At 62.0% G+C, this 13,235-nt stretch carries 13 protein-coding genes and 3 tRNA genes; 8 read left to right on the top strand and 8 right to left on the bottom strand.

What is annotated here, in order from left to right; translation table 11 throughout:
* Nucleotides 1-38 precede the first annotated feature (38 nt).
* The gene (locus tag HMPREF2993_RS00780; RefSeq protein WP_046648178.1) at nt 39-575 is read right to left on the bottom strand and encodes a DUF3093 domain-containing protein; all 537 of its coding nucleotides are present in this window, start codon (nt 573-575) and stop codon (nt 39-41) included.
* Between the two features lie 124 nt (nt 576-699).
* Between HMPREF2993_RS00780 and dut the strand changes: the two genes are divergently transcribed.
* The 5 genes from dut (at nt 700) to dxs (ending at nt 6,359) form a co-directional block, all read left to right on the top strand.
* Nucleotides 700-1,176 (top strand): dUTP diphosphatase, encoded by a 477-nt coding sequence (gene dut / locus HMPREF2993_RS00775; RefSeq protein ID WP_046648177.1) that lies wholly within the window; start codon nt 700-702, stop codon nt 1,174-1,176.
* Nucleotides 1,177-1,215: 39 nt separating this feature from the next.
* A complete protein-coding gene (locus tag HMPREF2993_RS00770; protein ID WP_070700441.1) occupies nt 1,216-2,133 on the top strand; it encodes a DUF3710 domain-containing protein in 918 nt (305 codons plus the stop codon).
* Between the two features lie 182 nt (nt 2,134-2,315).
* Nucleotides 2,316-3,014 (top strand): DUF3159 domain-containing protein, encoded by a 699-nt coding sequence (locus HMPREF2993_RS00765; protein ID WP_070516979.1) that lies wholly within the window; start codon nt 2,316-2,318, stop codon nt 3,012-3,014.
* Nucleotides 3,001-4,317 (top strand): class I SAM-dependent RNA methyltransferase, encoded by a 1,317-nt coding sequence (locus tag HMPREF2993_RS00760; protein WP_070700438.1) that lies wholly within the window; start codon nt 3,001-3,003, stop codon nt 4,315-4,317. Before HMPREF2993_RS00765 ends, HMPREF2993_RS00760 begins: the two co-directional genes overlap by 14 nt.
* A 113-nt stretch (nt 4,318-4,430) precedes the next feature.
* Nucleotides 4,431-6,359: a 1-deoxy-D-xylulose-5-phosphate synthase gene (gene dxs / locus HMPREF2993_RS00755; RefSeq protein WP_070700435.1), complete on the top strand. Its 1,929-nt coding sequence runs from the start codon at nt 4,431-4,433 to the stop codon at nt 6,357-6,359.
* Here dxs and HMPREF2993_RS00750 read toward each other — a convergent pair.
* Both HMPREF2993_RS00750 and HMPREF2993_RS00745 read right to left on the bottom strand, forming a co-directional pair.
* Nucleotides 6,340-7,587: an HRDC domain-containing protein gene (locus HMPREF2993_RS00750; RefSeq protein WP_049157492.1), complete on the bottom strand. Its 1,248-nt coding sequence runs from the start codon at nt 7,585-7,587 to the stop codon at nt 6,340-6,342. The genes dxs and HMPREF2993_RS00750 overlap by 20 nt on opposite strands.
* A 1-nt stretch (nt 7,588) precedes the next feature.
* Complete coding sequence (locus tag HMPREF2993_RS00745) at nt 7,589-8,254, bottom strand: DUF3000 domain-containing protein (protein WP_049157491.1); 666 nt, start codon at nt 8,252-8,254, stop codon at nt 7,589-7,591.
* Nucleotides 8,255-8,379: 125 nt separating this feature from the next.
* Here HMPREF2993_RS00745 and hemQ point away from each other — a divergent pair, with 125 nt between their 5' ends.
* Nucleotides 8,380-9,081: a hydrogen peroxide-dependent heme synthase gene (gene hemQ, locus HMPREF2993_RS00740; RefSeq protein WP_049157489.1), complete on the top strand. Its 702-nt coding sequence runs from the start codon at nt 8,380-8,382 to the stop codon at nt 9,079-9,081.
* Nucleotides 9,082-9,115: 34 nt separating this feature from the next.
* Here hemQ and msrB read toward each other — a convergent pair whose 3' ends face one another.
* The 5 genes from msrB to HMPREF2993_RS00715 form a co-directional block, all read right to left on the bottom strand.
* Nucleotides 9,116-9,529 carry a peptide-methionine (R)-S-oxide reductase MsrB gene (gene msrB, locus HMPREF2993_RS00735; protein ID WP_070700432.1) on the bottom strand — a complete coding sequence of 138 codons (414 nt, stop codon included), beginning with the start codon at nt 9,527-9,529 and terminating at the stop codon, nt 9,116-9,118.
* Nucleotides 9,526-10,722, bottom strand: coding sequence for a glycosyltransferase family 87 protein (locus HMPREF2993_RS00730; protein WP_070700429.1), 1,197 nt, complete (start codon nt 10,720-10,722; stop codon nt 9,526-9,528). Before HMPREF2993_RS00730 ends, msrB begins: the two co-directional genes overlap by 4 nt.
* A gap of 11 nt (nt 10,723-10,733) precedes the next feature.
* Entirely contained in the window at nt 10,734-11,384 is a 651-nt protein-coding gene (locus tag HMPREF2993_RS00725; protein ID WP_070700426.1) for a dihydrofolate reductase family protein, read from the bottom strand.
* A gap of 57 nt (nt 11,385-11,441) precedes the next feature.
* Nucleotides 11,442-12,329: a TDT family transporter gene (locus HMPREF2993_RS00720; protein WP_083318664.1), complete on the bottom strand. Its 888-nt coding sequence runs from the start codon at nt 12,327-12,329 to the stop codon at nt 11,442-11,444.
* A 268-nt stretch (nt 12,330-12,597) separates the two neighbouring features.
* A tRNA-Val gene (locus tag HMPREF2993_RS00715) sits at nt 12,598-12,672 on the bottom strand.
* 287 nt (nt 12,673-12,959) lie between these two features.
* On the opposite strand from HMPREF2993_RS00715, the gene HMPREF2993_RS00710 reads away from it, so the two are divergent.
* Together HMPREF2993_RS00710 and HMPREF2993_RS00705 are read left to right on the top strand one after the other, a co-directional pair.
* Nucleotides 12,960-13,035: transfer RNA gene (locus tag HMPREF2993_RS00710), tRNA-Gly, on the top strand.
* A 61-nt stretch (nt 13,036-13,096) separates the two neighbouring features.
* Nucleotides 13,097-13,168 (top strand) — tRNA-Val (locus HMPREF2993_RS00705).
* The last annotated feature ends 67 nt before the right edge of the window (nt 13,169-13,235 follow it).

Genomic DNA, 13,235 nt, shown 5'->3' with positions numbered 1-13,235 from the left:
AGTTTCACCGAGGCGTGGCTGAGGCCTTAATTCAAGCCTTAATTGCTGCGCCTTGTAGCTGCTGCGGCCTGCTCGGGGACAAAGGCTGCGAGGAGTTTTTCGGGGTTGGTGGATCCGATGAGCCAGTAGGGCGTTGGATCTTCGGGGTCATCGAGGACGAGCATGACGTGTTCGGGTACCCAGCCGTGTGTGACGAGGAAGGCAGCCGGATCGAGCTGTGGACCGAGCGCGTTGCGGCGTGCAGTGGCCGGCACCGCGGTACTGCGGGCGACAACATCGTTCGGCAGCTGCGCGTCCTTGACGGTGAGCCACCGTGTGCCGTCGGCATCCTGTTCCACCTGCACCACCGTGTTGGACCATGTCAGCAGGACCCACGCGGCGATGGCACTGAGCAGGATGGCGGGGACGATGACCCACATGATTCCACGGTTGAGGCTGACTGTGGCGGTGGAGATCGCGACAACAAAGGCCGCCATCAGCCACCAGTACCACGGCACCCATTGGCGCTCACGGTAGAGGATCACTGGGGAAGCGGCTGGTGCCGAGGGAGAAGCAGACGAAGAACTCGAAGTCATGACCTTCGAGTCTAGCCGTCGGGGCAGGGGAGAGCCCAACACGCAGAGTAGGCGCGGCTGCCAGGCTGACGCGGCTTCCAGCCCTGACGGTTGGGGATGGAGGGGACAAGGTAGGCTGGGCCCCGTGAATGAGCAACACCCTCTCGTAGATCCGGTTAGTCCCTTCGGCGACATTCAGGTCAAGCGTCTTGATAAGGAGCTTCCGCTGCCGCATCGCGCTCACGGCGGCGATGCGGGCGCGGATCTCTACGCTGCTCACGACGTTATTTTGCGGCCCGGCGAGCGCGCTCTTGTCGGTACGGGCATTGCCCTTGCCCTGCCGATGGGCACGGTAGGCTTGGTCCACCCGCGCTCGGGCCTGGCGGCCAAGCACGGCATTTCCGTCGTGAATACACCCGGCACCATTGACGCCGAGTATCGCGGTGAGATTAAAGTATGCCTCATTAATCACGACCCAGAGGAGACCTTTGAGGTCACGCGGGGAATGCGTATCGCGCAGTTGATTGTCCAACGCGTGGAGCTGGTGGGCTTCCAGGAAGTCGAGGAACTTGATGACACCGCTCGTGGCGACGGCGGGTATGGATCAACCGGCGTTAACTAAGTTCAACAAAGCAGACACGGAATGAGGAAGGCTTAAACTATGGCGATGTGGCCCTTTGGAAAAAAGAAGAAGAACTCTGCCGTCCACCAAGAAGAGGTGGCTACCGAGGCCGTGGCCGAGGACACCACCGCAGTGAACCCGGCAGCGGAGAACGCAAACGATGGCGCCGCTGAGGCCGCTCCCGAGCCAACCGCGGGTCTTGTCCGTGAGGATGAAGATGATACTCAGGCTTCTCTAGCCGTGAAGGCTGTGGCTCACGATGCCATCAACGGCGACATGGGTCCCTACGATGGGGATAATGTCGACATCGCTGAGTTTAACTTTGAGGACTTCTCCGTAGGCCTGTTGGATCTGGGCTCACTGCGCATCCCGCTGCCGAAGGGCTCACAGGTCCAGGTGGAGATGGGCCAGGAAGGCCCGCGCATGCTCCACATTCTCACCCCACACGGCCGCATGACCCCAGTGGCCTTTGCCGCGCCGCGCACGCCGGGGCAGTGGGCGGAGTCTGCGGAGGACATCATCAAAGGCTTGGAAGCCGATGGTTTCGCTGCCCACCCGGAGGATGGCCCGTGGGGTTCTGAGATCGTTGGCAGCAGCGAGAAAGGCGGCATACGCATCATTGGTGTAGAGGGGCCGCGGTGGATGTACCGCCTGACCCTGGCCGCACCTGCCGGCAAGGAAGAGGAATTGGCGCAGCTAGGGCGCGAAGTCGTTGCCCGCACCTTTGTCTACCGCGGTGAGGATCCCATCCTGGCTGGCAGCTCCCTGCCTGTCACGCTTCCGCAGCAGCTGACTGAGCAAGTTCAGCAGGCGCTGAAGGAACGTCAGCAGCAGGCCGCGCAGGCAGCCAGCGCGGATAGTGCAGCGCCAGCGGACACGGCCACGGAAACAGAAAAGACCGCGGAGTCCCAGGCCCGCGAGCAGTTGCGCGACCTCGAAGACAACGAGAACAAGTAGCGCACTTCAGCCTGCCGGCCAGACCCCTCCGGCACTACCGAAAAGGACCCCTTAAGCACGTGACCAGCCCTACTCCCGAAGAGCGCGAGCCTTACCGCCCCCCGGCGTCTGCGCATGACCCCGATACCACCGAGCGCGCTACTGAACCTGCCCCTGAGCCATCCTCGAATCCTGGCGCCGACATGGCGGCAGGACAAGCGACGGTGTCGCCAGAAGCTGATCCGGAGCCGTCGTTGCTCGACCAGATGGGTGGGCTGACCGGGCTCGTGTCTGCGACCCTGCCCGTGCTGGTTCTCATCCCGGTCAACAACGTCTGGGGGTTGGGGCCGGCGCTTGTTGCGGCACTGGGCGTGGCGCTGGCTATCAGCCTGTGGCGCCTTGCCCGCAAGGAAACCCTGCAACCAGCTTTTTCTGGTCTGCTGGGCGTGGCCATCTGCGCCGGAATCGCGTGGTTTACCGGGGATGCCAAAGGCTATTTCCTCTACGGAATTTGGATGTCGCTCGTGCTGTTCATCGTCGCGATCGTTTCCATTATTCTGCGCTGGCCGCTTGTCGGCGTGGTATGGAAAGGCCTCAACGGTGAGGACATGGGGTGGCGCACAGTGCCACGGGCGCGACGCTCCTATGCCTATGCCACCGCCGGGTGGGCGACGGTGTTCATCGCCCGTTTTGCGGTGCAACGCGCGCTCTACGATGCCGATGCCACCACAACGCTTGGTATCGTCCGCATTCTCATGGGCTGGCCGTTAACGGGTATTGTCACCCTCCTCACTATCTGGATGGTGCGCCGCGCGAATGCCGCCGTGGAGGAAGCACAGGGCAGCGACACTACGTCGCAGGGCGGCGACAACTCTAAGGAGAAGATCCATGACCGCGACTGATCACAACTTTGCGAAAGATCAGAGCGCCGCTGCCGGAAGCCTGAGCAAAGGGCAGTCATTCGACACCACCATCGAACGTATGGGGCACGGCGGTGTCGGAATCGGGGCGGCCCCCGACGGGCGCGTGTGCTTCGTCCCGGGTGCCTTCCCCGGCGACCATGTCACGGTGACTGCGACCAAGGTGAAGAAGTCCTTTGTGGAAGCCGCGCTGAGTTCCGTCGTACAACCTGGGCCCTACCGTGTCGAATCTGCGTGCCCGGTCGCGCAGCGTGGCGCCGGCTGTTGTGACTTCGCTGAGCTCGATCCCGCGGCGGAGCCAGACATCAAGGTCGCAGTCTTGCTCGATCAGCTGCGCCGCGTGGCTCACATCGAGGATGCTCCCGACGTCGAGACCATCGATGTGGCACCGCATCGCGGGTGGCGTACGCGAGTGCGGTTGGGCGTCGACAAGCAGGGCCGTGCTGGTCTGCGCAAGCGTGGCTCCACGGAGCTCGTCACCGACGTTGCGTGCAGCCAGCTGATTCCGGGGCTCGTCGACGGCCTAGTGGGGCCTGATGCCCGTACCTTTAATCCAGGTGCAGAGGTAATCGCGGTCATGGATAGCGACGGCAATAGGCACGTCGTGGAAACCCGGAAGGCGCCGCGGGGGCGGCGAATCGAGACCATTCGAGAGGTCATCGAGGCGCCAACTGAGAACGTGGTGCAGCGTGCTGACGGCCACGAGTTCCGCTTCCCGCCCACCGCTTTTTGGCAGGCGCACGTCGGAGCACCGGACGTTTACACCAGCCTTGCACGCGAGTGGCTCGGCGCAGAAGGCCACGGGAACGGCGGTGAACCTGAGGCAGCGGACGAGTCCGCTGTACATGCAGTGGCCTGGGATCTGTATGGCGGCGTTGGCCTGTTCGTTCCCGCGCTCGCAGAGGTCACCGCACCCCAGGGCGGGCACACGACCGTGTATTCCGTCGATTATTCGCCCGCAGCAGCGGCGCCGCAGCCGGGGCTCGCAGGTATTGACGTGCACTTCCGCACCGCCAAGGTGGAGCAGGTGGCCAGCCAGCTTCCGCAGCCGGCGTCGGTGATTTTGGATCCGCCGCGTACCGGTGCTGGCAACGACGTGGTGGCCGCTGTCGCCGCGGCAAAGCCGCAACGCATCCTGCATATCGGTTGCGATCCTGCTACGTTCGCCCGGGACTTGGCTGCTTGGTCGGAGCATGGTTACCGCGCGAAGCGCCTCGCCATGGTGAATGCTTTCCCCGGGACACATCACTTTGAAACCCTGGCACTCCTGGTTCCACTGGCCTAGGGCGCACAGGGGGTGCCGCGGGAGTGGTCGGGCAATGATTGACGCGTCACGCGTGTCAACGGGTACGGTGGTAAAGAAGAAAACGATCGATGAAGGGGTTTAAGGCAAGCTCTATGGGCATTCTGGATTCCATTCACTCACCAGGCGATCTTAAAGCCCTGAGCAAGACGCAACTGGTTGAGCTCGCGGCGGAAATCCGTCAGCGCCTTATTGAGAAGGTGTCCGCTACAGGCGGCCACCTAGGCCCTAACCTGGGCGTCGTGGAGCTCACGGTGGCGATCCATCGGGTCTTCGATTCCCCGCGGGATCCCATCGTCTTCGACACGTCACACCAGTCCTACGTGCATAAAATGCTCACGGGCCGCGCCTCCCAATTCGATACGCTGCGTCAGAAGGGCGGTTTGTCCGGCTACACGGACCGCGCAGAGTCAGAACACGACTGGACCGAATCCTCCCACGCCTCGGCAGCGCTATCCACGGTGGACGGGCTCTCCAAGGCTTTCAAGATTCGGGGTGAATCCCACCGCAATGCCGTGGCGGTCGTGGGCGATGGCGCCCTTACCGGCGGCATGTGCTGGGAAGCCCTCAACAACATTTCTGCCGACAAGGACCGCAACGTTGTCATCATCGTTAATGACAACGGGCGTTCCTATTCGCCGACGATCGGCGGCCTCTCAGAGAACCTGGGGCGCATTCGTGCGCAGCACGGATACGACGAGTTCATGGCGCTGGGCAAGAAGCGCCTCAAGTCCATGGGTTGGGTAGGCGAGCGCACCTTTGATGCATTGCACGCGGTCAAGGAGGGTGTGAAGTCGACCGTCATGCCCACGGAGATGTTCCCGGAGCTGGGCATCAAATACATTGGCCCGATTAACGGCCACGATATTGAGGCAGTTGTGCGGGCGCTGAGCTACGCCCGCGACTATGACGGTCCCATCATCGTGCACACGGTCACCGAGAAGGGGCATGGCTTTGCTCCTGCGGTCAACGAGCCGAAGGACCAGATGCACTCCACCGGCGCCATCGACCCGGTCACCGGTGTATCCAAGGGACAGAAGCAACCGGGGTGGACTGCGGCGTTCTCGGAAGAATTGATCAAGGCCGGCCACGCCCGCGAGGACATCGTCGCCATTACTGCCGCCATGGCTGGGCCGACGGGGCTAACTCCCTTCCAAGAGGAGTTCCCGGAGCGCTTCTTTGATGTCGGCATCGCTGAGCAGCATGCCATGGCTTCTGCATCCGGTCTGGCGCTGGCCGGGATGCACCCGGTGGTGGCGGTGTACTCTACGTTCCTCAACCGTGCGGTGGACCAAGTCATCATGGACATTGCGCTGCTCAAGCTGCCAGTGACCATTGTCCTCGACCGCGCCGGTGTCACGGGCTCTGATGGTGCTTCACACAACGGTGTGTGGGATATGGCGCTCATGAGCATCGTCCCCGGCATACGCATCGCCGCCCCGCGCGATGGTGCCCGCCTGCGGGAACTCTTTAAAGAAGCCATCGCAATCGAGGATGGCCCGACCGTGGTGCGCTTCCCCAAGGGCAACCTCCTTGATGACCGCGACGAACTCAAGCGGCTCGATGACGGGGTAGACATCCTGAGCTATTCCGATGCTGCTGCCGCTACGGAGGAGGCTACTGATGTGCTTATCGTCGCCATCGGTGCCATGAGCGCGCGTTCCCTGGGTGCAGCTGAGCTGCTCGAAGCCCAAGGCTTCAACGTGACCGTCGTGGACCCGCGCTGGCCGGTACCGGTACCGCAATCCATCATCGCGTTGGCGGCCGATCACGATCTCGTGGTGACGGTGGAGGATGGCATCCTGCGGGGCGGTGTGGGGTCCATGGTGGCCGAGGCCCTCGACGCCGCCGATGTGGACACTCCAGTACACAGGCTCGGCGTACCCGGCTGCTTCCCCAAGCATGCCAGCCGTGGAGAAATCCTCGAGGACTTTGGCTTGACCCCGGAAGGCATCGCGAACTCAGTACGTGAGTGGGTAGCTGCACGCGATGCTGAGGAGTCTGCTAAGAGCGCGGGGGAGTAGGGCGCATCCGGGCTAACCCGCGCTGCAGGAGCGGCGTGGCCAGCTCGACTTGCCAGTCGCGCGCGCCCTGGGAGCGCAGGAAATCGGGGATATCGGCATCTTTTGCGATCTCCCCCGCGACGCCGCCTTCGGGCCCGAACGCTGCCCACACCGCTGTACGTATCAGACTGGGTTTGAGGATCAGCTCGTAGCTCATGCGCAGTTCGTCACCGAGGTCCTCGAAGTCATGGCGGATCTCGCAGTAGAGCTGCCACAGCTCGGGAAAATCCCGGTTAAATACTGATTTGGAGGGCACCGGGCGGGGGCTGCGCAGCGGCTTTGGCCACTCCTGGCGCGGGCTATCCAGCGCAGTCGTGACGGCATCGAGCCAGCGCAACGTAGCCCCACCGCGGCGGCGGGGGAAACCTTTAATCTGATTGATGTCGTGCGGGGTGCGAGGCACGCGGCGCGCTATGTCCACGAGCACGCGGTGCGGCAGCACCCGGTTGGGGGCGATGTCCTGGGAACGTGCGATGGATTCGCGGCGTTGCCACAACTCGCGAGCCACGGCGAGCTGTTCGCGTGTGCGTAGCGAAGACACACCTTTCAGCTCCCGCCACGTTCGAGGCTCAGGGCCGGTAATCCCGGCATGCTCGTCGACGATCCGGTCGAATTCTTCAAAGGCCCAGTCGAGTTTGTCTTCTTCCGCAAGGATGTCTCGCAACGTCACAGCAAGTTCGTTGAGCAGCTCCACGTCGAGCGCCGCGTAGTTGCGCCATGTCCGGGGAATGGGTGTTTGGGACCAATCGGAATCGCCGTAACCCTTTTCCAGTTCGACGTCGAACAGCTCCAGCACCATCGCCCCCAGGTTGGGATGCGCAAAACCGGCGAAGCGGGCGGCAAGCTCGGTATCGAACAGTGTTCCGGGGTGTAGCCCCAGCCAGGCCAGACAGGGGAGATCGGAAGGGGCGGCGTGGACTACCCAGTCCTGGCCGTTGAGCACCGGCGCTAGCGCGGAACTCAGTTCATGCCGACGATTCTCCGGGGCAAACAAAAGCGTGCCTGCGCCTTCCCGGCGAATTTGCACTAGAAAGGCGCGGTCATCGAAGCGGTAGGCCGACGCGCGTTCGGTATCAATGGCGAAGGGTCCAGTCCCCGCGGCTAGGCGCGCAGCACCCGCCTGGAACTCACGGGGAGAAAGCAGGACTTTTGGCGTGCCGTCGACGGGGACCTGGCGCAGTTCGCTCATGTTAGCGCCCGAGCTCGGTGACGCCTTCGGGCGGCAGGCCTGCGACGAGAGAAAGCACCTGTGCAAAAGCTTCGACGTGTGGAGCAAGATTCAGGCCGGCTGCAGTCCAGGACGCGCGCATTTCCAACTGATAGGCGCGCGGAGGGCCTCCGATCTCGCCGAAGCGCACCGAAGCAGTCGAGGTGACAGTACCTCCGAGGTTGGTGTGTGTTGCCTCGCGCACGTCGAGGGATTCGGTGAGCCACTCCCAGGCGACGTCGGGAAGCAGCGGGTCCCCGGCTACGGCATCCTCCAAGTCTGCCTGGATGTAGGCCACCAGGCGCATCGCACCTTCCCAGGCTTCCTCAGCGCCTGGGTCGTGCAACAGGATGAGGCGGCCGAAGGCATCACCCTCAGAGTCGGTGGGGATAGCCTCCTCCTGCTCGTGACGCTCAACCTCCAGGCCAATGGCATGGCTGAACGGGGCCAGTCGCTGCGGGGGTCGGATGGTGCCCAAGGTGATTTCTGGGCGCAGCTGCGCAGCGTGGAGGGACTCGACGGCCTCCGTGAAGGCAGCCGGAGTGCTCGGTTCTGCGGGGCGCGATTCGGCGGGAGAGGCGGCGGCGCGATCGTGCAGGTTGGTCGGGGCCCCTGCAAGGTTGCGCGAAGAAACGTCGGAATTGCTCACGGGGATCAAGGTATAAGCTCCGCCCGTGTGGCGGTGGAAGGCGCGCCGAAAGGCTAGTGGCGCGCGAGGGCGTCTCCAACTTATGATGGATAAGAAACTTTGTCGGTTGAAAAAAGGAGAGAGGCATGTCGAAGGTCAACTTCGCCGAGCTCAACAAGGTCCAGCGCTACTCGCAGCACGCGGTGTTCCAGGTCATCCCGGGAGCGCTGGGCACCGAGCGCGAGGAGATCGTCGCGCAGGCGCAGAAGTTCTTCGCGGAGCTCGAGGAAGCAGGCGTGGTTACCGTGCGCGGTATCTACGATCTGTCCGGAATGCGGGAGAGCGCTGACTTCATGATCTGGTGGCACGCTGAGGAATTCGCCGACATCCAGAAGGCCTTCGCGGACTTCCGCCGCGACACCGTCCTTGGCCAGGTCTCCGAGGTGACCTGGGTGGGCAATGCCTTGCACCGCCCGGCGGAGTTCAACAAGTCCCACCTGCCGTCCTTCATTATGGGCGAAGAGCCCGGCGAGTGGATTTCCGTTTACCCCTTCGTGCGCTCTTACGACTGGTACACCATGGACGAGGAAAAGCGCCGCCGCATCCTCATGGAGCACGGCATGCAGGCGCGCGATTATCCGGACGTGCGCGCGAACACCGTGCCGGCCTTCGCGCTGGGTGACTACGAGTGGATCCTGGCCTTTGAGGCCCCGGAGCTGCACCGCATCGTGGATCTGATGTACCTCATGCGCTACACCGAGGCGCGCCACCACGTGCGCGAGGAGATTCCCTTCCACACCGGTCGCCGCGTGAAGGATGTGGCTGAGCTCATCGCGATTTTGCCTTAAAGGGTCGCTATAGCGCCGGAAGCCGGTTGAGGGTTTAGTCCTCGACCGGCTTTTCTTCTAGGTTGAGGCAAATGGAATTGATGCAGTAGCGCAGGTCCGTCGGCGTATCGTAGCCCTCACCTTCGAAGACGTGGCCGAGGTGGGACTCGCAGTTAGCGCACAGCACCTCGATCCGGCGCATGCCCAGTGAATTGTCTTCGCGCTCAATGATGGCGTCACCAGCCAAAGGGGAGAAGAAGGACGGCCATCCGCAGTGCGATTCAAACTTTTCCGTGGAGCGGAAGAGCTCGGCGCCGCAGGCTCGGCAGGAGTACACGCCTTCGGTGGTGGTGTTGGTGTATTCGCCGACGTGCGGTGCCTCGGTGCCGGCCTCGCGCAGAACGTGATACTCCTCAGGGCTCAGGCGCTTGCGCCATTCGGTATCGGCAATGAGCTTGAAATCAGTCATGCGGGAATCTTATCGCTCGACTGAGCTTGCCGGCTAGCCCCTCGTTCCGCGCTCCACCAGCCGGCCACGGAGGCAGCGGTCACGACGATGAGCAGGCCCCACCCGATGGTGGCGATGAACACGCTCATCCAGTGCGCGGCGGTGGGCATGCTGGACGACGTCCACTCGAGCGGCGCCAAGAATAAAAATGCCGCGAGCCATGCTCCCCACGAATGGAACACTGAGCGGCCCAGCACCACCGTAAACAGCATGGGGATAAGCCACATGGAATAGTACTGCTGGCCCAAGGAGGAAAGGAAGAAGATCCCGACCATGATGGCACCACTGGTGCTCAGCGCCCAGAAGGTCGGCTCGCTGTCGCGCCAGCGCAGCAGACCGAGGATCGCCACTGCCGCAAGTACTGCGAAGAGCAACCAGATGGGGTAGTAGATGATGCCGGGGAGATCGAAGTAGGCGCGCACACCTGGCCATGAGGCGTTGGCATAATCGCGCGTGGTGGACAGGTAAGGAAGAAGGTTGGCGCGGAAGCCCTCCACGCCGGGGACGAACGGCCAAGCTGCAAGGTTGGCTACCAGCGGTACAGTCACACCCAGACCTAAGGTGAGCCAGCGCTTGCGCACCAGTGCGAGGAAGAGTAGCGGGGCAAACTGCGGCTTGACCAAGATTGCCAGCCCGATGCAGAGTCCAGCGGCCCATCCGTGTTTATCCAACAAAGCTAGGAACGCCACCATCGCGAGTAGCAACAAACCGTTGATATTGGTAAAGACCAACGTGTTGATGACTGATTCGGTAGCGAAGGCTGCGGCGATGCTCACCGGTAACAGCGGGCCCCGCAGGCTGTGACCTACGAAGCGGGTCAGCAGGGCCAAGGCGGCGACGATGGCAGCGGCGTTGGCCAGAATGAAGGCGATGCGCGCGTGTTCTTCGGAGATAAGCCCCAAGGGGGACAGAAAGACGGTGGCCCCAGGGTTATAGAGATAAAGCGGTTCGACGAAGGAATAGTTCTGCTCATAAACCGGGTTGCCTTCCCACAACCTCCGGATCGCGCGGTAGACGGTGCCGAAGTCATCAGTCACCGAGCCGTTAACAGCGAGCACGAACACGCGGTGAAGGACTAAGACGATGGCGGCGGGCCAGGCGGCGGCCGTCCACAGTCGCGCGGAAGCTGGGGATGAGGGAGCCGGAGAAGTCACGGCAGCAAAGTTTACGGGGTTTGTGCGCGCCGGTAGCGCAGAAACACCGTGCTGTCGACGGTGTCGACGTTCTCCAGCTCGAGCTTGAGTGCGGGGGAGGTGGCCTCGCCGTCGACGACGGGCTTTTCGACGGAAGGGGAAAGGTGCGGATCGAGCGTCAGATAAAGCTGGTCCACGAGGCCTTCCGCGATAAAAGCGGAATAAACGGATGGCCCACCTTCGCAACTGATGCGGCGTGCGCCCTGGGCGCGAAGAGCTGAAATAGCCTCGCTCATGGTGCCAGTCTCCGTGCTGATAACTTCGGCACCGGCTTCGGTCAAGCGCTGGGCCTCGGGGGAAGACGCGCGTTCTGCGGGGGTAAGCACGATGGGGCCAGCTGCAATGAAGTCCTCGAAGCCGGAAAAGTCGAGGGAGCGGCTAAGCACGGCGAGGCGCGTGCTTGTCGACGGCCCGTATTCCTCCGCCTTCACCGTTGCAGAGCCGACGACGGCAATATCGGCCCACTCCCGCAGTGCGGCGAAGAGTTCACTGTCGGTGGCGTCGCCCATTGGCCCTGAGGTTCCATCGATGGTGGCGGAGCCGTGGAGCGTACTCACCGCAATCAAGCGGATTCCTTCTCGGTCTGGCCCCAGTAGGTGTTCTATCAGCGCAGTGTCACTCATGGCGCCCCACGGTACCGCAAAGGGTGGCTACTGCCTGGGGAGGCGGACCTCATGCTATTAGGCGCGCTGGAGCCGCCAAGCGCTGAAGCGCAGCGCGCAGGCTCCCCAATGGAGGAATAAGAGCACCAATAGAGCAAAGGACAACCGGTGCCAGCCTTCATCCCATGAACCTAGGCACAGTGTTCCGACCGGGAAGGTCGACCCCCACCAGCCGGGGCCGTAGGGAGTCCACTCGAGTACCGCTCGGTAGAAGCAGTACATTGCGAATGCGACGCAGGGTGCTCCAATCGTGAACATGATGATGCCGTAGAGGTGGGCGTCAAAAAGCAAAGTCGAGGCAGCCGTTGATTGACCAACCACGCCAAGCGGGATCCACGCTGTACCTGCAGCTGCCCCGCGCGGCCTTTCTCGGCGTTGTACAAGGGACCAGTAACAGTAGGCGAATAGTGGAATTGCGGTGATGAACGTGAGGAAGAAGCATAGCTCGCCGGCAAAGTGGTAGAACTGCCCGTGGTTCATAGCCAACTGACCTGCGGAGGTCGCCGCCACCATGGGGGAAACAAGCGCCAGGCCCCAAGGAAAAGCGGGCTTGTCGTAGAGGTGCGGCTGTTTGAACAACCCCCACAGCTGCCATAGGCAGACTACGACCGAAAGCGGTGCACCAATCCACCAACTTGCCAACTGGAAAGCATCACTTCCGGTCAGTGCGGTCCATGCCGAGCCGCACGCCAGCAGGCCCATCGTGTACATTCCCCACGCCGCCATGTTCTGGTGCCGGGGAGGCTCATTCTTCGTCCCCGCGGTAAAAATCACCAGCAGCATTGCTGCGATACAAGCGAAGACGAACTGTGCTACGCCTAAACCATGTAATCCCGACAAGGTTGATGCAATCGAGGTGCCCATCAAGGCGCCCGCCCAGGCTGGGCCATACTTTGGTAACCGCACAAAATTATCCTATGCCTGCACTTGTTGCTATTGAACCCTTATGGAGCAATCGGATAAGTGCGCGAGGGGGACAGGTTCAATGTCATGCAGGCTTGTGTAACCGTGCCGTGTCCCCAACGCGTTGAGGTTTTCGCTTAGCCCTTGTGGCCAATATGAGGCGCAATGAGAAAACGCCCCGCGAGAAACCATTAATGTAGATTTATTATCCACATAGTATCCACGCGAAGGCTTGTACCTCATGCCGCAGGTCTCTGACCTGCAGTTATGGTGGTGGTCCTAGCTGGGATTGAACCAGCGACCTTTCCGGTGTGAACGGAACGCTCTCCCACTGAGCTATAGAACCTCGGTGCAGCACTTAAGGTACACCGCGCGTGTGGCAACCCCCTAATCGTCCAGCTCAAACGCGCTTTAAGTTGTATGTGTGGGCGCTAGTGTCGTGGTGGAGTCGGTCCAGGGCTTCCTGTTGTCATCGCTGCCGCTCGTTGTAACCGTAGTCTCAATCACACTGATGTAATCCGCACGCTTTGGGGTGCCCGGGGATTAGTGCCGTGGGCTGCGGATTTGGAAACTGAAGCGGCGCACGATAAAGTTTCTTCTCGCACCACGGCATACGGGCCGGCAACGTGCAATGCGGATGTAGCGCAGTTGGTAGCGCATCACCTTGCCAAGGTGAGGGTCGCGAGTTCGAGTCTCGTCATCCGCTCCAAGACTTTCTTGTGGCCAAACTTATTGGCGTCAATGAGTGGAGAGTCTTGATAAATGCATAAGCGCGATTAGCTCAGTGGGAGAGCGCTTCCCTGACACGGAAGAGGTCACTGGTTCAATCCCAGTATCGCGCACAAGGACTTAGTCCTAGAAACCGGGCCTGGTTTCGAATGCGGATGTAGCGCAGTTGGTAGCGCATCA

Source organism: Corynebacterium sp. HMSC068G04 (assembly GCF_001814885.1).
GTDB classification, from domain to species: Bacteria; Actinomycetota; Actinomycetes; order Mycobacteriales; family Mycobacteriaceae; genus Corynebacterium; species Corynebacterium hiratae.
The sequence above is the reverse complement of the archived record's forward strand: the minus strand, read 5'-3'. Positions and strand labels throughout refer to the sequence as shown.

Bases quoted from the DNA above. Each gene is read 5' to 3' on its own strand.
- HMPREF2993_RS00780 (WP_046648178.1), bottom strand. From the start codon at position 575: ATGACTTCGAGTTCTTCGTCTGCTTCTCCCTCGGCACCAGCCGCTTCC.
- HMPREF2993_RS00770 (WP_070700441.1), top strand. From the start codon at position 1,216: ATGGCGATGTGGCCCTTTGGAAAAAAGAAGAAGAACTCTGCCGTCCAC.
- HMPREF2993_RS00765 (WP_070516979.1), top strand. From the start codon at position 2,316: ATGGCGGCAGGACAAGCGACGGTGTCGCCAGAAGCTGATCCGGAGCCG.
- HMPREF2993_RS00760 (WP_070700438.1), top strand. From the start codon at position 3,001: ATGACCGCGACTGATCACAACTTTGCGAAAGATCAGAGCGCCGCTGCC.
- dxs (WP_070700435.1), top strand. From the start codon at position 4,431: ATGGGCATTCTGGATTCCATTCACTCACCAGGCGATCTTAAAGCCCTG.
- HMPREF2993_RS00750 (WP_049157492.1), bottom strand. From the start codon at position 7,587: ATGAGCGAACTGCGCCAGGTCCCCGTCGACGGCACGCCAAAAGTCCTG.
- hemQ (WP_049157489.1), top strand. From the start codon at position 8,380: ATGTCGAAGGTCAACTTCGCCGAGCTCAACAAGGTCCAGCGCTACTCG.
- msrB (WP_070700432.1), bottom strand. From the start codon at position 9,529: ATGACTGATTTCAAGCTCATTGCCGATACCGAATGGCGCAAGCGCCTG.
- HMPREF2993_RS00725 (WP_070700426.1), bottom strand. From the start codon at position 11,384: ATGAGTGACACTGCGCTGATAGAACACCTACTGGGGCCAGACCGAGAA.